20 protein-coding genes and 11 tRNA genes are annotated in these 21,044 nt (G+C 38.3%); 29 read left to right on the top strand and 2 right to left on the bottom strand.

Features of this window, described 5'->3' with window-relative positions; all coding sequences use genetic code 11:
* The first annotated feature begins 256 nt into the window (after positions 1-256).
* The 3 genes from cshA (at position 257) to D1B32_RS14405 (ending at position 3,772) form a co-directional block, all read left to right on the top strand.
* On the top strand, positions 257-1,726 hold the full coding sequence (gene cshA / locus D1B32_RS14415; protein ID WP_095311868.1) for a degradosome RNA helicase CshA: 1,470 nt from the start codon (positions 257-259) through the stop codon (positions 1,724-1,726).
* A 149-nt stretch (positions 1,727-1,875) separates the two neighbouring features.
* Entirely contained in the window at positions 1,876-2,355 is a 480-nt protein-coding gene (locus tag D1B32_RS14410; protein ID WP_095311871.1) for a PH domain-containing protein, read from the top strand.
* A complete protein-coding gene (locus tag D1B32_RS14405; RefSeq protein WP_240033797.1) occupies positions 2,345-3,772 on the top strand; it encodes a PH domain-containing protein in 1,428 nt (475 codons plus the stop codon). Before D1B32_RS14410 ends, D1B32_RS14405 begins: the two co-directional genes overlap by 11 nt.
* 80 nt (positions 3,773-3,852) lie before the next feature.
* On the opposite strand, the gene D1B32_RS14400 is transcribed toward D1B32_RS14405, so the two are convergent.
* Positions 3,853-4,617, bottom strand: coding sequence for a rhomboid family intramembrane serine protease (locus D1B32_RS14400; protein ID WP_118889732.1), 765 nt, complete (start codon positions 4,615-4,617; stop codon positions 3,853-3,855).
* 417 nt (positions 4,618-5,034) lie between these two features.
* On the opposite strand from D1B32_RS14400, the gene acpS reads away from it, so the two are divergent.
* The 14 genes from acpS (at position 5,035) to D1B32_RS14330 (ending at position 16,927) form a co-directional block, all read left to right on the top strand.
* A complete protein-coding gene (acpS, locus tag D1B32_RS14395) occupies positions 5,035-5,394 on the top strand; it encodes a holo-ACP synthase (RefSeq protein WP_118889769.1) in 360 nt (119 codons plus the stop codon).
* A gap of 67 nt (positions 5,395-5,461) precedes the next feature.
* Positions 5,462-6,991: an NAD(P)H-hydrate dehydratase gene (locus tag D1B32_RS14390; protein WP_118889731.1), complete on the top strand. Its 1,530-nt coding sequence runs from the start codon at positions 5,462-5,464 to the stop codon at positions 6,989-6,991.
* A 40-nt stretch (positions 6,992-7,031) separates the two neighbouring features.
* On the top strand, positions 7,032-8,066 hold the full coding sequence (locus tag D1B32_RS14385; RefSeq protein ID WP_095311882.1) for a LolA family protein: 1,035 nt from the start codon (positions 7,032-7,034) through the stop codon (positions 8,064-8,066).
* A gap of 312 nt (positions 8,067-8,378) precedes the next feature.
* Positions 8,379-8,663 carry a CopG family ribbon-helix-helix protein gene (locus tag D1B32_RS14380; RefSeq protein WP_095311884.1) on the top strand — a complete coding sequence of 95 codons (285 nt, stop codon included), beginning with the start codon at positions 8,379-8,381 and terminating at the stop codon, positions 8,661-8,663.
* 4 nt (positions 8,664-8,667) lie between these two features.
* Entirely contained in the window at positions 8,668-9,030 is a 363-nt protein-coding gene (locus tag D1B32_RS14375) for a type II toxin-antitoxin system PemK/MazF family toxin (protein WP_095311886.1), read from the top strand.
* Between the two features lie 276 nt (positions 9,031-9,306).
* On the top strand, positions 9,307-10,170 hold the full coding sequence (locus tag D1B32_RS14370; RefSeq protein ID WP_240033796.1) for an RsbT co-antagonist protein RsbRA: 864 nt from the start codon (positions 9,307-9,309) through the stop codon (positions 10,168-10,170).
* A 5-nt stretch (positions 10,171-10,175) separates the two neighbouring features.
* Positions 10,176-10,532 (top strand): RsbT antagonist protein RsbS, encoded by a 357-nt coding sequence (locus tag D1B32_RS14365; RefSeq protein ID WP_095311891.1) that lies wholly within the window; start codon positions 10,176-10,178, stop codon positions 10,530-10,532.
* A 2-nt stretch (positions 10,533-10,534) separates the two neighbouring features.
* Entirely contained in the window at positions 10,535-10,936 is a 402-nt protein-coding gene (locus D1B32_RS14360; RefSeq protein WP_095311893.1) for an anti-sigma regulatory factor, read from the top strand.
* 299 nt (positions 10,937-11,235) lie between these two features.
* Complete coding sequence (locus D1B32_RS14355; RefSeq protein ID WP_095311895.1) at positions 11,236-12,249, top strand: PP2C family protein-serine/threonine phosphatase; 1,014 nt, start codon at positions 11,236-11,238, stop codon at positions 12,247-12,249.
* A gap of 120 nt (positions 12,250-12,369) precedes the next feature.
* Positions 12,370-12,702: an STAS domain-containing protein gene (locus D1B32_RS14350; protein WP_095311897.1), complete on the top strand. Its 333-nt coding sequence runs from the start codon at positions 12,370-12,372 to the stop codon at positions 12,700-12,702.
* Positions 12,702-13,178 carry an anti-sigma B factor RsbW gene (gene rsbW, locus D1B32_RS14345; protein ID WP_095311899.1) on the top strand — a complete coding sequence of 159 codons (477 nt, stop codon included), beginning with the start codon at positions 12,702-12,704 and terminating at the stop codon, positions 13,176-13,178. The genes D1B32_RS14350 and rsbW overlap by 1 nt, the downstream gene beginning before the upstream one ends.
* Positions 13,150-13,941 (top strand): RNA polymerase sigma factor SigB, encoded by a 792-nt coding sequence (gene sigB / locus D1B32_RS14340; RefSeq protein ID WP_095311901.1) that lies wholly within the window; start codon positions 13,150-13,152, stop codon positions 13,939-13,941. The genes rsbW and sigB overlap by 29 nt, the downstream gene beginning before the upstream one ends.
* Positions 13,938-14,555, top strand: coding sequence for a SpoIIE family protein phosphatase (locus D1B32_RS14335; protein WP_095311902.1), 618 nt, complete (start codon positions 13,938-13,940; stop codon positions 14,553-14,555). The genes sigB and D1B32_RS14335 overlap by 4 nt, the downstream gene beginning before the upstream one ends.
* A 200-nt stretch (positions 14,556-14,755) precedes the next feature.
* Positions 14,756-16,927 (top strand): Tex family protein, encoded by a 2,172-nt coding sequence (locus D1B32_RS14330; protein WP_118889730.1) that lies wholly within the window; start codon positions 14,756-14,758, stop codon positions 16,925-16,927.
* 41 nt (positions 16,928-16,968) lie between these two features.
* Here D1B32_RS14330 and D1B32_RS14325 read toward each other — a convergent pair whose 3' ends face one another.
* Positions 16,969-18,456 carry a catalase gene (locus D1B32_RS14325; protein WP_118889729.1) on the bottom strand — a complete coding sequence of 496 codons (1,488 nt, stop codon included), beginning with the start codon at positions 18,454-18,456 and terminating at the stop codon, positions 16,969-16,971.
* 414 nt (positions 18,457-18,870) lie between these two features.
* Here D1B32_RS14325 and D1B32_RS14320 point away from each other — a divergent pair, with 414 nt between their 5' ends.
* From D1B32_RS14320 to D1B32_RS14265, 12 genes are all read left to right on the top strand, one after another.
* Positions 18,871-19,332 carry a SprT family protein gene (locus D1B32_RS14320; RefSeq protein WP_118889768.1) on the top strand — a complete coding sequence of 154 codons (462 nt, stop codon included), beginning with the start codon at positions 18,871-18,873 and terminating at the stop codon, positions 19,330-19,332.
* Between the two features lie 339 nt (positions 19,333-19,671).
* Positions 19,672-19,746, top strand: a tRNA-Asn gene (locus D1B32_RS14315).
* 3 nt (positions 19,747-19,749) lie between these two features.
* Positions 19,750-19,840, top strand: a tRNA-Ser gene (locus D1B32_RS14310).
* A 9-nt stretch (positions 19,841-19,849) separates the two neighbouring features.
* Positions 19,850-19,921: transfer RNA gene (locus D1B32_RS14305), tRNA-Glu, on the top strand.
* 27 nt (positions 19,922-19,948) lie between these two features.
* Positions 19,949-20,025, top strand: a tRNA-Asp gene (locus D1B32_RS14300).
* 5 nt (positions 20,026-20,030) lie between these two features.
* Positions 20,031-20,105, top strand: a tRNA-Gln gene (locus D1B32_RS14295).
* A gap of 114 nt (positions 20,106-20,219) precedes the next feature.
* Positions 20,220-20,295 (top strand) — tRNA-Lys (locus D1B32_RS14290).
* A gap of 21 nt (positions 20,296-20,316) precedes the next feature.
* A tRNA-Leu gene (locus D1B32_RS14285) sits at positions 20,317-20,400 on the top strand.
* Positions 20,401-20,424: 24 nt separating this feature from the next.
* Positions 20,425-20,501: transfer RNA gene (locus D1B32_RS14280), tRNA-Arg, on the top strand.
* Between the two features lie 3 nt (positions 20,502-20,504).
* Positions 20,505-20,581: transfer RNA gene (locus tag D1B32_RS14275), tRNA-Pro, on the top strand.
* A 31-nt stretch (positions 20,582-20,612) separates the two neighbouring features.
* Positions 20,613-20,686: transfer RNA gene (locus D1B32_RS14270), tRNA-Gly, on the top strand.
* A gap of 12 nt (positions 20,687-20,698) precedes the next feature.
* Positions 20,699-20,772: transfer RNA gene (locus tag D1B32_RS14265), tRNA-Ile, on the top strand.
* Positions 20,773-21,044 lie beyond the last annotated feature (272 nt).

Genomic DNA, 21,044 nt, shown 5'->3' with positions numbered 1-21,044 from the left:
TGAATAAAATATAATGATACGAGTTTAGGTCTTATATTCCCTATAAATAGCTGGTATTGTTTTTTACTTACGATTCAGCATATTATCCACGTTTCATTCTGCAGGCGGAGTGGTGGAATGAAAATGTGAGATTGTTACGTCAAAGACGGTTTATCTGCATGTCAGGCGGGAAGATTATTTAAAGAATAAAGTATGAGAAAAAATTCAGGGCCTCTTTTGCGAATAAATTTTCACAAAAAAAGGAGTCGACTATTAGGTGACAAAATTTAATGAACTAGGTGTATCAGCCTCAATTATGAAAGCTTTAGAAAAAATGGGGTTTGAGGAAGCTACACCAATTCAAGCAGAGACAATTCCATTTGCATTGGAAGGTAACGATGTAATCGGACAAGCACAAACAGGTACAGGTAAAACAGCTGCATTCGGTATTCCAATGATTGATAAAATTGATTCGAAATTAAGAAAGGTTCAAGGTTTGGTCGTTGCGCCAACACGTGAGCTTGCAATTCAAGTTGCAGAAGAATTAAACCGTTTAGCGAAGTTCACAGGTATTCGTGCACTTGCAATTTTCGGTGGGCAGCATATGGATCGACAAATCCGCGCTTTAAAAGATGGTCCACAGATTGTTGTAGCAACTCCAGGAAGATTAATGGATCATATGCGCAGAAGAACAATTCGTACGGATGCTGTACAAACGGCTGTATTGGATGAAGCAGATGAAATGCTGAACATGGGATTCATTGATGATATTCGTGAAATTCTAAAAAGTATTCCTGAAGATCGTCAAACATTGTTATTCTCAGCAACAATGCCAAAAGAGATTCGCAATATCGCTACAACGTTAATGAAATCACCAAAAGAAGTTAAAGTAAAAGCGAAAGAAATGACTGTTGAAAACATTGAGCAGTATTTCATTGAAATTCCTGAGAAATTTAAATTTGATACACTGAATAACCATTTGGATATCCACTCTCCAGAACTTGCGATTGTATTCGGCAGAACGAAAAAACGTGTGGATGAAATTACAGAAGGATTACAAGCAAGAGGCTACCGTGCTGAGGGAATCCATGGTGATTTAACCCAAGGTAAACGTATGTCTGTATTAAATAAATTTAAAGGCGGCCGTGTTGATGTACTTGTTGCTACAGATGTAGCGGCGCGCGGACTTGATATCTCTGGAGTTACACATGTATACAACTTTGATATTCCACAGGACCCAGAAAGCTATGTACACCGAATTGGACGTACTGGTAGAGCTGGACGTACTGGAGAAGCAATATCCTTCATTACACCACGGGAAATGGCGCATTTACAATTAATTGAAAAAACGACGAAAAGTAAAATGAAACGTCTTGTGCCGCCAACAAACCAAGATGCATTGCGAGGACAACAGCAAGTAACAATCGATAAGATCGTGAAAACAATTGAGAAAAAAGATCTAAAATCTTATCATGCAGCAGCGAATGATTTACTAGAAGATAATGATTCAGTATCTGTTATTGCAGCAGCACTAAGCTTATTAACAAAAGAGCGCAGAGATGCTCCTGTTAAAATCTCGTCTGTTGCACCAATCAGCGTGAAAAAAGCACAACGTTCTAAAGACAACAACCGTCGTTCCAACAATAAACGTTTCTATGGTCAACGTAGAGATGGCGGCGGAGGACGTGGCCAAGGTGGGGGAAGAGGTCGTAAAGGCAATTTCCAGCGCAGAAACCGCGATAAATAGTTAAACGAAAAAGCCCCTATTGGGGCTTTTTTTGTTGTGCTCAATCTGTTGAATATAATATATTTGAGTACGAATGCAGCAATATTGAAACTTTAATTTGCCTAAAACGTAAGTACCATAAGAAAGAAAAGAGAGGAGAATGAGGTTGTATGAGAGAGCCACCAATGAATACAATTGCCCCCGATGCGATAAAAGCTTGGAAATTAACAGGCGTTTTCTATGAAGGCTTGTTATGGTTAATTACGATTGCAGTTGCTATTATAATCTATCTATTTGACTGGCCATATTGGATTGGAATTGTACTTGTGATGATTAGTATTTTATCCACTATTTTTACTGTTTTTATCCTTCCTAAATTACGATTTAGAAAGTGGCGCTATGAATTATTTGAGCAAGAAATATACATACAGCATGGTATTTTAATAATGTCACGTACGTTAGTGCCGATGATTCGTGTACAGCATGTTGATACAAAGCAAGGACCATTTCTAAAAAAATATCAGCTTGCTAGTGTAACAATATCAACAGCAGCTACAACACATGAAATTCCTGCTTTGCGTGAAGAAGATGCGTCAGCACTTCGTGATCGTATCTCAGCATTAGCAAGGGTGGACGAAGATGATGTCTAATGGCCCGTCATATCGGCTGCATCCAGTATCCATCCTATTTAATTGTATCAAGACGGCACGGGAAGGGATATTTTTAATTGTATTTGGTTTTATTACGTTTGATCGGTTCTACTTTATCCTTTTACTAGCTATTTTTTCATTGTTAGGAATACTTTTAAGTGTTTTATCCTGGTATCGATTTACGTATCGACTGGAAGCTGGAGAGTTAAGAATTGAATATGGCGTTCTAATTCGAAAAAAGCGCTATATCTCAATAAACCGAATCCAGTCCATTGACTTAACAGCAGGTATTATTCACCGTATGTTTAAACTGGTTAAGCTGCAAATAGAAACAGCTGGAAGCGGAAAGAGTGCAGAAGCATCGCTGAATGCTATAAAGCTCTCTGATGGTGAAAAGCTTCGAAATGCACTTAAGGGTAGAAAGGAATCGCATCCAGATATAGAAATAGAAGGGCAAGAGGAGTCGGTCAATCCTTTACGTGAAATCACTCCGAAGCGCCTTTTGCTAGCTGGCGTAACATCAGGTAGTGTTGGTATCATTATGGCATTTGCAGCCATTGCTTTTTCTGAGCTAGAGCAATTTATTCCAGAGCATTTCTATGATCGGACATTTGATTGGATAAGTGAGTTAGCAATTGCATTCATAATTGGACTAGCGATCGTCGTATTATTGGTATTTTGGCTGTTAGGCATTGCTGGGACAATGATAAAATATGGGAAATTTGCAATTACCAAGGTAGGTGATGAGTTATTCATAACAAGAGGGCTGTTAGAGAAAAAGCAAATAACAATTCCGCTTAAACGAATTCAAGCAGTTGGGATAGCTGAAAGTGTTATCAGGCAGCCTTTTGGATTTGTCACTGTATTTGTCGAAGTTGCTGGGGGGGCGTTAGATAGCGGTGAAGACTTTTCTACGGTTTTATTTCCAATTATGAAAAAGACGGAGATTGAGTCGTTTTTACAGGAATTTCTGCCGGGTTACTCGATGGAATCAGTGCATTTTACTCCCCTGCCTAAGCGAGCAATGAAATTCTATTTGATTCGTGCATGTGTACCTATATTAGTACTTGGGATAGTGGCAACCTACTTTTATCCGCAATTTAGTTGGCTTGCAGTAATTGTCTTGTTAGTAAATTTCCTGCTTGGGCTTATGCGTTATCAGGATGGAGGCTTCTCTGTAGAACCAGAACGGGTTATTATTCGATTTCGTGGATTTAGCAGGAAAACAATGTTGCTTTATCACAAGCGTATTCAAGCATTTGAGAAAAAACAGCATCCGTTCCAAAAAAGAGAAGGACTGGCAACGATCAAACTATCGATTCTTGGAAAAAACGGAACTGGCAAGCATTATAGACTCAAGGAGCTGGAAGAGGAGCATGTTGATAAGTTAGGAGACTGGTACTCGTATCGAGAATAGCAAATACAAGTCAGTACGTTATCTAAGAAGTCGGCCTTAAAGGTAAGTTTTCCTTAAGGCCGACTTCTTAACTTTTTCTTTTAGAATCTGCTTAATAACCCTAGTAACACCAGAATTCCTAAAACAATCCAAATGATATTTTTCTTTAATTGCGACGGAATCCTTCTTTTCTTATTCCAACGATTTGGGTCAAACTGGATAGAATCATCGTCATCATAGCGGTATCTCCTTCGCCTCCACGGTGAATAGCTTTGGACATTTATTAAGACAAGAGGAGCGATTGCGAAGCCGCCAATAAATCCAAAGATATGTGCATAAATGTTAATATTGCTTCGTAGGAAGGTCATCGCCAACCCGATAATTAAAATCGTCATTACGATTTGAGAACTTCCTTGATCAATAAGATGTTTTCGAAATGAAACCATAAAGGCGTATATCCCGAATAAACCAAATACAGCTCCAGAAGCACCAAGATGAAAATAATTTAGGTCTTCGAACATATAAGTAGCAATGTTACCGATAATACCTGCTCCGAGGTATGCAAGAAGAAATTTAACTTTACCGAGCATTTGCTCTAAGGCAGGGCCAAATAATGCAAGTGAAAATGAATTGAATAAAGCATGCATTAAATCCCCATGCAAAAATATTGGTGTAACAAATCTCCAATAATCACCAAGGTAGATCATGAAATTACTTCCGACTCCCCATTGATAAATCTCTCTGCCAATTGGTAGCTGAAGGAAATTGATAATGAGCCAAAGGATAAGATGAATAATTATTAGTGTAGAAATGACTGGATAAAGTTGAATAAACTCCTTTAAGCTTCTTTCATTACGAATAAACAATGTAGGTCCCCCTGCATATCGTTTTATTTTTTGTGCCATTGCTTTTGAAAGAGAATGCGCCGTAATGTGCAATAATCGCCGTACGGGATTGCTGCGGGCGGATGCTTTCCGCGGGCACGGCCTCAGCCTCTCCGGAAGAAGACCACTTCCTGCGAGACTTCAGACACGTGTTGTTCCCACTGGAGTCACCGCCCTCCGCTCACCCCTGCACATTAGTTCACATTCTATATTTTGGATAAATAATACTCATTGTCCTTACTAAGATACGTCCAGTTCAATTAACTACATAGACCAGTTTTATTGGTGCGAAATTGGATTAAGTACGTTACTATAACTATAATACTGAAATTTAGGTAATATGACCAATCTAACTGTGTATAAAACTATTGAGATAATTGAATGAAGGGTACGATTGAAATGATAAAAGGAATCGGGATGGATTTAATTGAATTGAATAGAATTCAAACGAGTATAGATAGAAACAAGAGGTTTATTGACCGGGTATTAACGGAAAAAGAAAAAAAGACATATGTATTACTTACATCTCAAAAGCGTCGAGTGGAATATGTCGCCGGTAGGTTTGCTGCAAAAGAAGCTTTTGCAAAAGCGGTTGGCACCGGAATTGGACGTTTGAGCTTTCAGGATATGGATGTAATGAACGATGAACATGGTGCCCCGTTTATTAATGTGAAAGGATACGAGGATATAAACATATTCCTTTCCATTACGCACAGCAGGGATTATGCTGCGGCTCAAGTAGTACTGGAAGAGAAATGAACTTCGGATACATTGCATAATTAGCAGGTTTGTCTCATATATTTTACTGCGGGTAGGAGGGAACGAATTGTATATTGTCACCGCAAAGGAAATGTACGATATTGACGATTACACGATAAGTGAAATTGGACTTGAAGGAAAATTACTGATGGAGAATGCAGGACGAGCAGTAAGTGAAAGGGTCATAAAGCTGATAAGAGAAACAGAGCCTGTCTGCATTTTTATTGGCGCGGGTAATAATGGCGGAGATGGTTTTGTTATTGCAAGGGTATTGCTTGATAAAGGTTATTTAGTCCAAGTTGTACAGGTCGTTCCGGATGAGAAAATTACAGGTGATGCTCTCTTTCATAAACGTGTATTTATTCAATGCGGAGGAGAGGTTAGCTACCTCACGGATCTTGATTTAATACGTGAAAAGGTGGAACGTGTACACGTTGTAATTGATGCAATAATTGGTATTGGCGTAAAAGGAGTATTGAGGGAGCCTATCCAAGAGATTGTTCGCATTATTAATCATTCAAAAGCTTGTGTTATATCCGTTGATATTCCATCTGGCTTACCAGCTGATGAAGGAATAGGAGAATTTACTTCTATCCAGGCGGATTATACGTTTGTCATCGCTGCAGCAAAAGAAAGTTCCTTCATGGTTGATACAGCAGATTTTTATGGGCAGTGGGAAATCGTACCAATTGGTATACCGAATTTCGTATTCCAGAACAATACTGCAAAGAGACAATGGGCAGAGGAGGATTTCGGAAAAACAATCCCTTCCCGTCATGTACATGCCCATAAAGGAAGTCATGGTAAAGGGCTTATTATTGGAGGTTGTTCAGAAATGCCAGGTTCGCTTGCGATGGCTACGAAGGCCGCTTTAAAAGCAGGTGCTGGCTTGGTAGCGGCTGGAACAACCGAAAAAGTCATTTCTATGATTGCTGCGATGTGTCCGGAAGCAACGTATATGATATTGCCTGAAAAAGATGGCTATATTACAGGTTGTACTGCATCACCTATAAGTAATTATGATGCAATTGCAGTTGGGATTGGATTAGGGAGAAGAGAGGAAACCAGGCATGTAGTTGCAGAACTCCTTAACAATGCACCCTGCCCACTACTTATTGATGCAGATGGACTTTATCACCTAAAATACCAGCTTGAAATGTTGAAACAACGAAGCGAGCCAACGATTATAACACCACATCCAGGTGAAATGGCTATGCTTTTGGGTATTTCAATTTCTGATCTTTTATCAGCACCTTTTCATTACACGCGTGATTTTGCAAAAGCTAATAGAGTTTATATTATTTTGAAAGGAAAGCATACCATCATTACATCGCCAGAAGGTAGACAGGCTATGGAATCTAGTGGAAATCCAGGTCTTGCAAAAGGAGGAACCGGTGATGTGTTAACCGGAATTTCACTTGCCATGATGATGCAGCAGCAAGAATTATTTGATGCATTGTGCAATGCCTGTTTTATTCATGGAAAGTCTGCAGACATACAGATCGAAGAGAAGCAAACGTATTATGATTTGATGGCCACAGATGTTATCGATGGTATTTCTAAAGTATATCGTGCATTTCCTTGTAAACGTGTGTGACGTTGTTCCCTTTGTTAATTGAGACAAGGGAGATATGTCGATGAAAAAGTTATTTTCGTATCGGATGGCTTGTATTTTAGCCTTATTAATAATTGTATTAGCTGCTTGTGGGGAGAAATCGCAAGAAGATGTTGTTGCACAATTACAAAAAAATGTAGAAGATATGTCGGGATATAAAGCAGTTGCAGAAATGTCAATGAACACCGGACAAGAAGAGCAGAAGTTTAATATAGATGTATGGTATAAAGAGGGAGATTATTATCGAGTAGCTTTGGAAAATGGCTCAGAACAAAATGAGAGTCAAATTATTCTTAAAAACGATGATGGCGTATTTGTTTTAACACCGGCACTTGATAAAAGCTTTAAATTCCAAACAGAGTGGCCCGATAATAGTAGCCAACCGTATCTTTATCAGTCTCTTATAAATGATGTGATGAAAGATTCCGAAGCACAATTTGAGACAACTGACACGCATTATATTTTCCGGACAAAAACAAATTATCAAAGCAATAGTAATTTGCCTTTCCAAGAAATCCATTTTGATAAAAAATCCTATGTCCCAACGATGGTGAGAGTTTTAGACAAAGATAACAACGCATTGGTTGAGGTGAGCTTTTCTAACTTTGATATGGACCCTGCGTTTGAAGATGATGATTTTTCAATGGAAAAAAACATGGGTAGCAGGGATGCGGATACTACTACCTCCGCTGAAGCAGAAGGAGACGATGCTGAAACGGAAGAATTAGCAGTGTACTATCCTTTATATACTGCAGGTTCAGAAGTTTTGGAGAAAAGGGAAGTTACCATGGATAATGGTAAAAGGGTTATTTTGACTTATGATGGAGAAAAGAATTTTACCTTAGTGGAGGAGCGAAATCAAACGGCTCCGGTTTCAGCAACTCCACAGGAAGTGCAAGGAGAAATTGTGAATTTAGGTCATGCGATAGCAGCGCTTTCTTCAAATGCAATAGAGTGGAGCTATAATGGTGTTGACTTTAAACTGGCAAGCGATGAATTAACACAGGAAGAAATGATTCAAGTAGCTCAATCCGTTCAAGGGCAAGCAGCAAAATAACAACAAGACAGTCATTTGGCAGGCTCATAAAAGAGGAGGGTCTGCTTTTTTGTTTTTTTACTCGTGGTTCAAAGCAAAAAGTCAAAATTTAAAAAGCGGGCATGTTATACGTTCAGTCGCATATATATTACAGGAGTGCTATTGAGAAATTAAGTCAAACCACTTTTATATTCCCGACTAAACAGATATTAAACGACAAATATACGGATTTTTTTTATAAAAACTCCAGAACCCTTTGCAATCGGCCGAATTCAATGCTATTATTAAATAGAATTTTATCGATCGTTTAACAGTTGTCGGAGGTGTATGGTTTTGTCGGAAAGCTTGCAGGAGATATTAGTTAAGTTACCAAAGAACCTATTGAATGAGGTGGATGGATTAATGAAATATGAAAATAGCGATTTAAGCGATTTTATATGTAAAGCAACACAAAATTATCTAAACCACAAGAAAGAGGAGCATATTCAGCGATTTCACGAAAACATGCAACGTGGATATGAAGAAATGGGTCGAATTAATTTAACGATAGCTTCAGAAGCCTTTCAAGCCGAAGAGGAGGCTGAAAACACCCTTGAGCGCTCTGTGATCGGGGTGTAATAATTTGATCGTTCAAAGAGGCGAGGTATATTTCGCTGACTTATCCCCTGTAGTAGGATCAGAGCAGGGAGGCGTACGCCCTGTATTGATCCTTCAAAATGATATTGGAAACCGTTTTAGTCCCACGGTGATTGTTGCAGCAATTACTGCACAAATTCAAAAGGCGAAGTTGCCTACGCATGTAGAAATCGATGCAAAGCGGTATGGATTTGACCGCAACTCGGTAATACTACTAGAACAGATCAGAACGTTGGATAAGCAGCGCTTAACGGATAAAATAACAAAATTAGATAATGAAATGATGACAAAAATAAACCAAGCTTTAGAAATTAGTCTTGGACTGAAAGACATTTATAGCAATAACTAATGATGCCCTTATCGAACTGAGAAAGGGTATTTTTTGTGTCGTTAGCCAATTATAACCAGGGATTTATTACCAAGAAAATATAGGTATTTCGAATCAAATGCTAAGAAAGCGTGTCAGACGGAGGGAAATGGCGTTATGTAAAACTTTTTGAAGGATTATTTGTATGTTAAAATAGATGATAGTTTATAGATGTATCCGTACTATTTTGATTTGCACTTTTAATATGAACGTGTAACAATATTCGTGACATTACCAGTTGATTACGGAGGGAAGATGATGGAATTCAAAAGGTTACTGATTGAGAATAGTGATTCAATTGTACAAAAATGGATGGAGGAAATCGAATCACTTAAGGATAGCAACTATACTGCGACAATATCAGACGAACTATATGAAAGCACAAACCGTGAGTTTGTTAATGTTATTTTTACCAGCATTCGAAATGAAGGCTCCACGAAAGCGGTGGAGGATTTCTCTGAAAAAATTATTAACCTCGGATGGCCATTAAGTTATATTACAGACGGTTTGCAAATATTTAGGAGAGTATCTACTGAATATTTAATAACGCAATCGGAAGTAGTAGATTCTAACTTTTTCACTGAACTATCATCGAGTGTTAATGAGTGGGTAGAACCATTGATACGTGAATTAGTGAATGAATACTCTGGAAGCTGGGAACACATTGTTTCCTTGCAACGAGTAGCGTTACAAGAGTTATCTGCACCACTAATTCCAGTTATGGAAGGTATTACAATTATGCCGTTAATTGGAACGATTGATACTGAGCGTGCAAAATTAATAATGGAAAACCTGCTAGAAGGAGCTATAAAGCATAATTCAGAGGTTGTTTTAATTGATATTACTGGTGTTCCAGTTGTTGATACAATGGTAGCTCATCATATCATACAAGCTGCTGAAGCTGTAAGGTTGATTGGCTCAACATGCATCCTTGTGGGGATTCGTCCAGAAATAGCGCAAACTATTGTGAACTTAGGAATCGATTTAAGTAATTTCCCGACGAAAAGCTCCTTAAAGAAGGGATTCTCAACGGCCCTAGCGATTACTGGTAGACATGTAACAGACCTGAATGTAAAAGAAAATAACATTGAGAAAATGATGGATTCTTTACGAGGAGAGTGAGATGAATGCGAATTCCGATTCTGAAACTACACAATTATTTATTGATTTCGATTCAGACGGAAATAGATGATCAGACAGCAATACAATTTCAAGAGGATTTATTAGATAAAATTCATAAAAGTGGTGCGTCAGGTGTTGTTATTGATTTAACATCTGTTGAAATCATTGATTCATTTATTGCAAAAGTATTAGGTGACGTAGTTTCAATGTCAGATTTAATGGGGGCAAAAGTAGTTTTAACTGGAATTCAACCTGCTGTAGCGATGACACTAATTGACTTAGGTATTCATTTAAAAAATGTACCTACAGCATTGGATCTTGAACAGGGGCTCATTAAGCTGCAACAGGAACTGGGGGTATAATAATGGAACCACAGTCCTGTGTTAACATTCATAAAGAGTGGGATATCGTTGGTGCGAGACAGCTTGGTCGTGAAATGGCTAAAAACCTTGGATTTGGTACAGTCGATCAGGCAAGAATTGCAACTGCGGTATCAGAATTAGCTCGAAATATATACTTATATGCCGAACAAGGGCAAGTTTGCTTTGAAATAATCGACTCAATCGAGCGACGAGGGTTATGCATGATGGCAATTGATTCAGGACCTGGAATCGCCGATATTGGTCAGGTTATGCAAGATGGCTTTACAACTTCCGGTGGGCTTGGCGCAGGACTTCCAGGTGTTAAGCGGCTAATGGATGAATTCGATATTCGTTCAGAAGTAGGAGAGGGAACAAAAATAATAGCGACAAAATGGATTCGTTAATTAAGGGGGCGGTGTTTGTTAGCTAGGCTAATAAACACCTTTCTTATAAGTGCGTGTTTAAAAAGGAGGATGAAAAGGACCGAGAAGTTCGAGGCGGTGACACTTTGAGTACCGGAACGTATGCAATTAATACGTGAGGAACGGGCTTGCACAGGATGTGCTGACTTCTACGTTGCCCACAGGACGTGGGCGGTTTTAGCAGAAGGTCCCCTACGATGTGTCATTTTCACCGGACTTTTTGGACAACCTCTGTAAATAAAAAAATACTTCCTGTTATTTGGCTTTTAGGGGGAATCGAGATGGAAGAGCTTATTAAACTACACGCTGCAACGTACAAAGAGTTATTAAAGAACTATGTAGATACACAAGATGAGCGAGCTTTGTATGGTGTTGAGAAGGTCACGAAAGCTTTTATTAAAGAGAATATATTACCAGAAGAAATTGTCAACCTTCATATTGATGCGATGGAGGAAGTGTCGACAAAGCTTAATAAGGATTACAAACATTCAATGAATTTTTTACTAGAAGCGATGATTTCTTATGGACTTGCAATGCAAGAAATTCAAATGCTTCGGGAAGAAAAGCATGTACTTGAATCCGAAATTTCTGTTGCAGCAAGCATGCAAGAAACACTTTTAGGAACAACGAAGCCGTCTATTGAGGGATTAGATATTGGGATAGTCAGTGTTCCCGCTCATCAAATGAATGGAGATTATCACCATTTTATAAAAGGTAAAGACGGTTCATTAGGAATCGCAATTGCAGATGTCATCGGAAAAGGTATCCCGGCAGCCTTATGTATGTCGATGATAAAATACGCGATGGATAGTTATCCAGAGGAATCAATGAGTCCAAAATCGATATTAAAAAATTTGAACCGGGTTGTAGAAAGAAATGTTGACCCCAGCATGTTTATTACGATGTGCTATGCTCAATACTTGCCTTCAGAACAAAAGCTTCGTTATTCCTCAGCCGGGCATGAACCGGGCTATTATTATAATGCAAAAAATGATACGTTTAAAGAAATAGATGCAAAAGGGCTTGTTTTAGGCGTATCCCCGGATTCGGAATACAGTGAGTACGAATTAGTGATTGAAAAAAATGATATGATTATTCTATTGACTGATGGTGTAACAGAGTGCCGAGATGGAGAAAGGTTTATTGAAAGTCAGGAGGTACTCAGCATCATTAGAAAATATGCCTATTTACCAGCTCAAGAAATGGTAGATAATGTGTACAAGCATTTTGAGCGGTTACAGGATTTCCAGTTGAGGGATGACTTTACATTACTTATTCTGCGAAAAAAGGTTTAGCTTTTTAAAATAACGGGTAATACAAGAGTTATGAAGAAAAAATGGCAGTTCTATCAACTGATCAATGTCGAATAGAGACATGAATGTACTACATAGTGATAGACGTATGGGAGGTAAATCATGAATTTAACAGTTAATGTAGTTGAGGAAAATGAAAAGTCTGTTTTGAATGTATCGGGTGAAATAGATGCTTATACCGCTCCAAAATTAAAGGAATCTTTACTTCCCTTAACGAAAAAGGAAAAGAATAAAGTAGAAGTTAATTTGGAGAATGTTACGTATATGGATAGTACGGGACTAGGAGTTTTTGTTAGTGCCTTAAAGTCTACGAAAGAAAATAATAGCACGTTAACATTATTAAATTTACAAGACCGTGTACTTCGTATTTTTAAGATTACAGGATTGGATGAAGTGATTACGATTAGAGCGGCGATTCGAGGTGGAAATGAGTGATGGAAAGATTTGATTTTGTCGAGTTAAAGATCCCTGCGGAAGCGGAGTATGTGGGTGTTGTTCGTTTGACAATGTCTGGGATTGCAAATAGAATGGGTTTTTCTTATGAGGATATTGAAGATTTAAAAGTTGCGGTTTCAGAAGCGATAACGAATGCAGTTACACATGCTTATGACGATACAGGTCAAGGTGAGATAACGATTGGTTTTGGAATCTATGATGACCATTTGGAAATTATGATTGCGGATCGTGGCAATAGCTTCAATATGCAGAAGGTAAGAGACGAAATAGGACCATATGAACGGGACGAACCCATTGAGAACCTTAGAGAAGGTGGGTTTGGATTATTTTTAATTGAGGCTTTAATGGATGAAGTGCAGATCAATAATAATTACGGTGTCATTGTACTAATGAAAAAGTACCTTAGCGAAAAAGAGGTGGATTTTGATGGCGACCAAGTCTCAACCACACAATAGAGGAAGAGACGAGGTATACCAATGGATTGAACATCTCCAAAAAGAGCCAAAAGATGAGGAAATTCAAGAGAAAATTGTGCTAACTTATAAGGATTTGGTAAGCTCCATTGCTAGGAAATATTCCAAGAATAGTGCAATTCATGAAGATTTGGTGCAAGTAGGGATGATTGGGTTGTTGGCTGCTGTCAGAAGATATGATCCAACGTTTGGCAAGTCATTTGAATCCTTTGCAATCCCAACAATCATTGGTGAAATCAAACGATTTATTCGTGATAAGACATGGAGCGTTCATGTACCTCGTCGTATAAAAGAATTGGGACCGAAAATAAAAAAAGCAGTAGATGAATTAACAACAATGAATCAGAAGTCTCCAACTGTACATGAAATCGCGGAATATTTGGATGCGTCTGAAGAGGAAATACTGGAAACGATGGAAATGAGTAAAAGTTATAAAGCATTATCTGTTGACCGTAAGATTGAAGCAGATTCAGATGGTAGCTCTGTAGCTATATTAGATTTAGTAGGAAATGACGAAGCAGGATACAACAATATTGATCAAAAAATGTTGATTGAGAAAATTTTCCCTATCTTGTCAGAACGCGAACAACAGATACTAGAATGTACGTATTTTAAAAATATGAGCCAGAAAGAAACAGGTGAATTATTGGGAATTTCCCAAATGCATGTTTCCAGACTTCAAAGGCGTTCTTTGAGAAAACTTCGGGAAGCAATACAGTCCGATAAAACGGAGGTTTTCGATTGAACGGGAACAGCAAAGTAGAAGTATCTGTTTTTCAGAAAGCTAAAAAAGGTAATTATCTTTGTGGCGATAGTTATTTTTATACAGAAACGGAAAATGAATTTGTTTGTGCGTTAGCAGATGGTTTAGGTAGTGGTGAATTTGCAAAGGAATCTTCACAAATTGTTATCAATATTATCCGAGACAATATTGGAGCGACAGTGGAGGAATTAGTTAAAATATGTAATGCTAGGTTAATGGGAAAACGTGGGGTTGTACTTGGAATTTTAAGGATGGACTATCGTACGAAGATATCTGCGTTTTCCTCCATAGGTAATATAGGTATTATGTCGATTACAACGGATAGAAAAAAAAAGCGAAATATCCCAAATGCGGGTTATTTGGCTGGGTACCATCGGCCGTTTAAAGTCATGACACAAAAGCTTGAACCTGGGATGACTTTTGTCATTTTTTCTGATGGCGTATTGGATAAAGAATTATCGCAGCACTTTTTTATGAATAAAGATGTTCGATGTATTACAAAAGCATACGAACAGACAAGTGATAAAATTAGAATGGACGATACCACGCTAATTGCAGTGAGATATATAGCAGAGAAACAACTTTTGGCTGACTAAAACATAAAGTCAGCTTTTTTTGTTACTTAGAGAATAAATTTGAATACTGTGGATAATTTAGTTATCTAAACGGCCACGTGGACGAAGCCTCAAACGACTAGCGATACTTCCCTCAACTCAATGACGCGATAAAAGAAGTCAATTAGGAATTCGCCTATTTTTTTGATAAAATAATATTGGTATATAAAGGAGGAACAACTTTGACAGATCAGTTAGATAGCAATCTTATAAAATGGGTTTCCAAGGAAACAGAAGTGAATACAACGACAATAAAAAAAGTAATTGAACTATTAGATGAAGGTAACACCGTTCCTTTTATTGCGAGATATCGTAAAGAGGTTACAGGTGGTCTTGATGAGGTACAAATTAAAGCTGTGCAGGATAAATGGCATTATGCTGTTAATCTCTCTGATAGAAAGCAAGAAGTTCTACGCATTATTGAGGAACAGGGCAAATTAACAGAAGAACTAGAAAAAGAAATTAAGCAAGCTACACAATTACAGCGTGTCGAAGATTTATATCGACCATATAAACAAAAGCGCCGAACGAAAGCTACCATTGCTAAAGAGAGAGGATTAGAGCCTTTAGCAGAGTTGATTTGGAATCAAGAGCCTTTCAACATCGAGCAAGAGGCGGCAAAATATCTTTCAGAGGAACATGAATTACATACTAATGAGGATGTATTAGCTGGAGTTAATGATATTATTGCGGAATGGATTTCAGATGATGCGGCTTACCGTGACTACATTCGCGAGGAAACATTTAAACGCGGTACTATCCAGGCAGAAGTAAAAAATGCCGAGAAGGATGAAAAAGGCGTTTATGAAATGTATTATGCTTACAGTGAAGCAGTTCGTTCACTTGTATCACACCGTATTCTGGCATTAAATCGTGGCGAAAAAGAGGACGTTCTAAGAGTGGCAATTGAGGCACCGGCAGAGCGGATCGTCCAGTTTCTACAAAATAAAGTAATTAAACGAAGTGCGGACATTGCATTAGCAGCGATTTTAGAAGCTGCTATTGAGGATAGTTATAAGCGATTAATTCAGCCATCGGTGGAGCGAGAAATTCGGAACAGCTTAACAGAAAAGGCCGAAGATCAAGCAATTGAGGTTTTTTCCGTAAACTTGAAAAATCTATTGCTTCAGCCACCATTAAAAGGCAGAACGGTGCTTGGTGTTGACCCGGCTTTTCGAACGGGCTGTAAGTTAGCTGTTGTTGACGAGACTGGAAAGGTTCATGAAGTAGGTGTTATGTACCCAACTGCACCAAGGAATGACGTTGTTGGGGCAGAAAAAATAGTGATGAGCATTATTCGTAAATATGGAGTGGAGCTTATCGCTATTGGTAATGGAACCGCATCACGTGAAACAGAGCAATTTATTTCTGATGTAATCACAAACAATAGTTTGAGCATTCCTTATATTATTGTGAATGAAGCGGGGGCTAGTGTGTACTCTGCATCTGCATTAGCCCGTGAGGAGTTTCCTGATTTTCAAGTAGAAGAAAGAAGTGCTGTATCCATTGCGCGCCGTGTTCAGGATCCTCTAGCAGAGTTAGTAAAAATAGATCCGAAATCAATTGGTGTGGGGCAATACCAGCACGATGTTACTCAGAAGTCTCTTAATGAATCACTGAGCTTTGTTGTAGAAACAGCAGTTAACCAAGTTGGAGTTAACGTAAATACAGCATCTGCATCTTTACTGCAATATGTTGCGGGATTGAGTAAAACAGTAGCTCTTAATATCGTGAAGCAGCGAAATGAAGAAGGTAAATTTACGGATCGAAAACAATTGAAGAAAATTCCTCGACTAGGTGCAAAAACGTATGAGCAGGGAATTGGTTTCTTGCGAATTATTGATGGAGATAATCCATTAGATCGAACGCCTATTCATCCAGAAGTATATGCGCACACAAAGAAACTTTTAAAGATGATTAGTTGTGAGCTAACGGATATTGGTACAGAGAAACTTCGCACAAAAATGAATGAATTGGATAAAAAAGAAACTGCTGAAAGCTTAGAAATCGGAGTGCCAACATTGATTGATATGATGGACGCCTTGAGCAGACCAGAACGTGATCCGCGTGATGATTTTCCACAACCGTTACTAAAGCAAAATGTCGTTGCCCTTGAAGATCTTCAAGCAGGTATGGAAATGCAAGGAACGGTTAGGAATGTAGTCGATTTTGGAGTATTTGTAGATATCGGTGTGAAACAAGATGGTCTTGTTCATATTTCAAAAATGGCAAACAAGTTTGTGAAGCACCCAATGGATATTGCTTCTGTTGGAGATGTCGTAACAGTATGGGTAGAGCAAGTTGATGTCAATAAAGGAAGAATCGCTTTAACGATGGTAAAAAGTGATAAATAATAAAAAAACGTTCCTAAAGTTGTTTTAGGAACGTTTTTATTTTATTCTAGTTCACTTGCTGCTTCTACTTCACTTAAGGAGATGCCAAGTGCATTTGCTACACCTTCACCATACGCTGGGTCAGCTTTGTAGCAGTTGTTGATATGACGTAACTGAACTTCTTTACTAGTACCTTGCATGTTTCTTGCGGTATTTTCAAAAAGTCTTTGTTGTGCTTCAGGTGATTGAAGACGGAATAACTTACCTGGTTGTTCATAGTATAGGCTATCATCTTCATCGAAATCCCAGTAGTTTGCATCTCCACCTAATTCTAGTGCAGGCTCTTGGTGTTCTTTGCTATCTTCCCACTGACCATAGCTATTAGGGCTGTATGATACATGTCCACCTTGGTATGGATGGATGCGCATTGCTCCATCGCGGTGGTATGGATGGAAGTTCTCCGCATTTTTCGGGAAGTTAACAGGGATTTGCCAGTGGTTTACACCTAAGCGATACCGCTGTGCATCACCATAAGAGAATAATCTTCCTTGCAGCATTTTATCTGGTGAGAAGCCAATACCAGGTACAATATTTGTTGGAGCAAATGCTGCTTGTTCTACTTCTTCAAAGTAGTTTTGCGGGTTACGGTTAAGCTCTAACTCACCAACTTCAATAAGTGGGAAGTCACCTTTATACCAAACTTTTGTTAAGTCAAATGGGTTGTAAGGCATGTTTTTAGCTTGCTCGTCTGTCATAACTTGAATGTACATTTTCCATTTTGGATTTTCGCCACGCTCGATTGCTTCGCGTAAATCTCTAGTATGACTGTCAAGGTCGCCACTATGGATTTCTCCAGCTTCCTGGTCAGTCAAGTTTTCAATACCTTGCTCTGTATAGAAATGGAATTTAACCCAATGACGTTCGTTGTCAGCGTTAAACATACTGTACGTATGGCTTCCAAACAGGTTCATATGTCTAAATGTTTTTGGAATTCCACGATCAGACATGATAATTGAAACTTGGTGCAATGCTTCTGGGAGACTAGTCCAGAAATCCCAGTTAGCTTGTGGATTATGCATATTTGTAACCGGATCTTTTTTAACTACGTGGTTCAAGTCAGGGAAACGCTTAGGATCTCTAAAGAAGAATACTGGTGTGTTGTTGCCTACAAGATCCCAGTTACCTTCTTCTGTATAGAATTTCATAGCTGTACCACGAATATCACGATCAGCATCCCCTGCGCCACGCTCGCCAGCTACTGTTGAGAAGCGTAAGAACATATCCGTCTTTTTACCAACTTCAGAGAAAACCTTAGCTTTCGTGTACTTCGTAATATCATTTGTAATAGTTAACGTTCCATAAGCACCTGCTCCTTTAGCGTGCATACGACGTTCAGGAATTACTTCTCTATCAAAGTGTGCTAGTTTTTCAAGAAACCAAAAGTCTTCCATTAATAGTGGACCTCTAGGACCAGCTGTTTTTGAATCATCATCATTAGGTACTGGAGCACCAAAAGCCGTAGTCATTTTCTTTTTAATTTCTTCACTCATGTTATCCCTCCTGAATAGTTAAATACAATAATTATAATATCACAATCATTACCAGATTACTATAAATATAGTTTGTTAGATAAACACGGTTTATACATGTTAAATAAGGATTAATCATCTTTCAAATTAGGATTTTATAAAATCAATAAATACTTAGTTACGGGTTATCATATGCTGTTTTTAATAAGGTTAATCAAGATTCTTTATTCGTAAATATTATCATTTATAATCATTAATTGAGAAAAATAGAAGCTATGGTAGATAGGAGAAGGTATTTTAAACAAAACATAGTAATATAGTAGAAGGAGAGTTACAAAGAGAACATTCATATGTAAAAAGCATAAGTAATATTTTTATGCTAAAATTAGAAGAAGGTTAAAGTGACTTATTCATATAGAGAAGGTAGTTATGCAAATGGAATTATTAAATGAAAAGGAATTATATGAAATCGTTAATAAACTCTCGATTACTTATTTTCATAAACCTTTCATAGATGAAGTAAGGTTCAATCATCGACTAAGAACAACAGGTGGCAGATATATCCCTGCGAAAAGGGTGATTGAATTAAATCCGAAGTATGCGGTAGAGATGGATAAAGCTGAATTTACAGGCATCATTAAACATGAACTTTGTCATTACCATCTTCATATAGAAGGGAAGGGTTATCGTCACAGGGATGAAGATTTCAGGAAATTACTAAAACAAACAGGATCTCCAAGGTTCTGTAGTCCACTACCTTCACAAGAAGAAAGGTACAAATATGAGTATAGATGTAAAAAATGTAATCAAGTATACGAAAGAAAAAGACGTATCAATATAAAGAAATATAGGTGTGGTAAGTGCCGAGGAGCCTTAACATATACTTCTATAAAATAAAAATGTGACGTTTAGTATCCTTCTTGCAAATGTCATTATTCTACGTATTATGTTGTAAGTTTAATACGTTTATATACTAAATAAAGATTTTGTTTGCTTTTGTAAAATATTAAAATAAACCATTGACGAAATATGTCATCCATGTTAAATTAAATAAGCTAATAAGTCAGTTTTCGATTGTGAAAAACTTTCTAGAAAGTCCTTGACAACTAAAAGAAATTGTTGTATGATATTCAACGTCGCTGTAATTATTCCTTGGTATTGCTTTGAGAGAAAATGAGCCTTATCAAAGGTGAAGGATACTTAATTCAGTGAAGTACATAAGTCCATCAATATTATTCCACAGTAGCTCAGTGGTAGAGCAATCGGCTGTTAACCGATCGGTCGTAGGTTCGAATCCTACCTGTGGAGCCATCCGGAGAAGTACTCAAGTGGCTGAAGAGGCGCCCCTGCTAAGGGTGTAGGTCGTGTAAGCGGCGCGAGGGTTCAAATCCCTCCTTCTCCGCCATTTTAAAATGGCCCGTTGGTCAAGCGGTTAAGACACCGCCCTTTCACGGCGGTAACACGGGTTCGAATCCCGTACGGGTCATCATTTCTTTAAAAAATAAAATCATTTGGTCCGGTAGTTCAGTTGGTTAGAATGCCTGCCTGTCACGCAGGAGGTCGCGGGTTCGAGTCCCGTCCGGACCGCCACAAGTTGGGCCATAGCCAAGCGGTAAGGCATCGGGTTTTGATCCCGTGTACCCTAGGTTCGAATCCTAGTGGCCCAGCCAATTTTATTTATAAAAGAAGAAGTTAATACTATTTCATTAAATAGTATTTTTTTATTCCTTTCTATAAAATAAGTATATTGCTACTTCAAAACAGGATAGTGATATTTCAATCATGAGCCATTAGCTCAGTCGGTAGAGCATTTGACTTTTAATCAAAGGGTCGAAGGTTCGAATCCTTCATGGCTCACCATTTCATTAATCTATTGTTTTTGCGGTCGTGGCGGAATGGCAGACGCGCTAGGTTGAGGGCCTAGTGGGTGAATAACCCGTGGAGGTTCAAGTCCTCTCGACCGCATCATTTATCTGATAGATTTTTTCTGCGCCCGTAGCTCAATTGGATAGAGCGTTTGACTACGGATCAAGAGGTTAGGGGTTCGACTCCTCTCGGGCGCGCCATAACGGGAAGTAGCTCAGCTTGGTAGAGCACTTGGTTTGGGACCAAGGGGTCGCAGGTTCGAATCCTGTCTTCCCGACCAGTAATGTATGTATGAAAAAATATTTTATTATGCGGGTGTAGTTTAGTGGTAAAACCTCAGCCTTCCAAGCTGATGATGAGGGTTCGATTCCCTTCACCCGCTCCAACTTACCAATATGGGCCTGTAGCTCAGCTGGTTAGAGCGCACGCCTGATAAGCGTGAGGTCGGTGGTTCGAGTCCACTCAGGCCCATTCATCTTTTTAAAAAAGATGTTGACATCTTTTTACGAAGATGATAAGATATAAAAGTTGTCGAAAGCGAAGAAATATTTCGAAAGTAAAATATTTTAAAAAGTTATTGACAACAAATCGGAAGACATGATATATTAATAAAGTCGCTTCAAAAGAACGACAAACAAATTTGCTCTTTGAAAACTGAACAAAACAACCAGTATGTCAAGAAAAAGGAAACTCGTTTTTCTTTTTAAAACAAGTAGAAGTCAGCTTCTACAAAAGCTAAGTAT

Source organism: Oceanobacillus profundus (genome assembly GCF_003515705.1).
Classification (GTDB): Bacteria; Bacillota; Bacilli; order Bacillales; family Amphibacillaceae; genus Oceanobacillus; species Oceanobacillus profundus.
The sequence above is the reverse complement of the archived record's forward strand: the minus strand, read 5'-3'. Positions and strand labels throughout refer to the sequence as shown.

Excerpts from the sequence above, each read along its gene's own strand:
- D1B32_RS14410 (WP_095311871.1), top strand. The coding sequence starts at position 1,876 with ATGAGAGAGCCACCAATGAATACAATTGCCCCCGATGCGATAAAAGCT.
- D1B32_RS14405 (WP_240033797.1), top strand. The coding sequence starts at position 2,345 with ATGATGTCTAATGGCCCGTCATATCGGCTGCATCCAGTATCCATCCTA.
- acpS (WP_118889769.1), top strand. The coding sequence starts at position 5,035 with ATGATAAAAGGAATCGGGATGGATTTAATTGAATTGAATAGAATTCAA.
- D1B32_RS14385 (WP_095311882.1), top strand. The coding sequence starts at position 7,032 with ATGAAAAAGTTATTTTCGTATCGGATGGCTTGTATTTTAGCCTTATTA.
- D1B32_RS14370 (WP_240033796.1), top strand. The coding sequence starts at position 9,307 with ATGGAATTCAAAAGGTTACTGATTGAGAATAGTGATTCAATTGTACAA.
- D1B32_RS14365 (WP_095311891.1), top strand. The coding sequence starts at position 10,176 with ATGCGAATTCCGATTCTGAAACTACACAATTATTTATTGATTTCGATT.
- D1B32_RS14360 (WP_095311893.1), top strand. The coding sequence starts at position 10,535 with ATGGAACCACAGTCCTGTGTTAACATTCATAAAGAGTGGGATATCGTT.
- D1B32_RS14355 (WP_095311895.1), top strand. The coding sequence starts at position 11,236 with ATGGAAGAGCTTATTAAACTACACGCTGCAACGTACAAAGAGTTATTA.
- D1B32_RS14350 (WP_095311897.1), top strand. The coding sequence starts at position 12,370 with ATGAATTTAACAGTTAATGTAGTTGAGGAAAATGAAAAGTCTGTTTTG.
- rsbW (WP_095311899.1), top strand. The coding sequence starts at position 12,702 with ATGGAAAGATTTGATTTTGTCGAGTTAAAGATCCCTGCGGAAGCGGAG.
- sigB (WP_095311901.1), top strand. The coding sequence starts at position 13,150 with ATGGCGACCAAGTCTCAACCACACAATAGAGGAAGAGACGAGGTATAC.
- D1B32_RS14325 (WP_118889729.1), bottom strand. The coding sequence starts at position 18,456 with ATGAGTGAAGAAATTAAAAAGAAAATGACTACGGCTTTTGGTGCTCCA.
- D1B32_RS14320 (WP_118889768.1), top strand. The coding sequence starts at position 18,871 with ATGGAATTATTAAATGAAAAGGAATTATATGAAATCGTTAATAAACTC.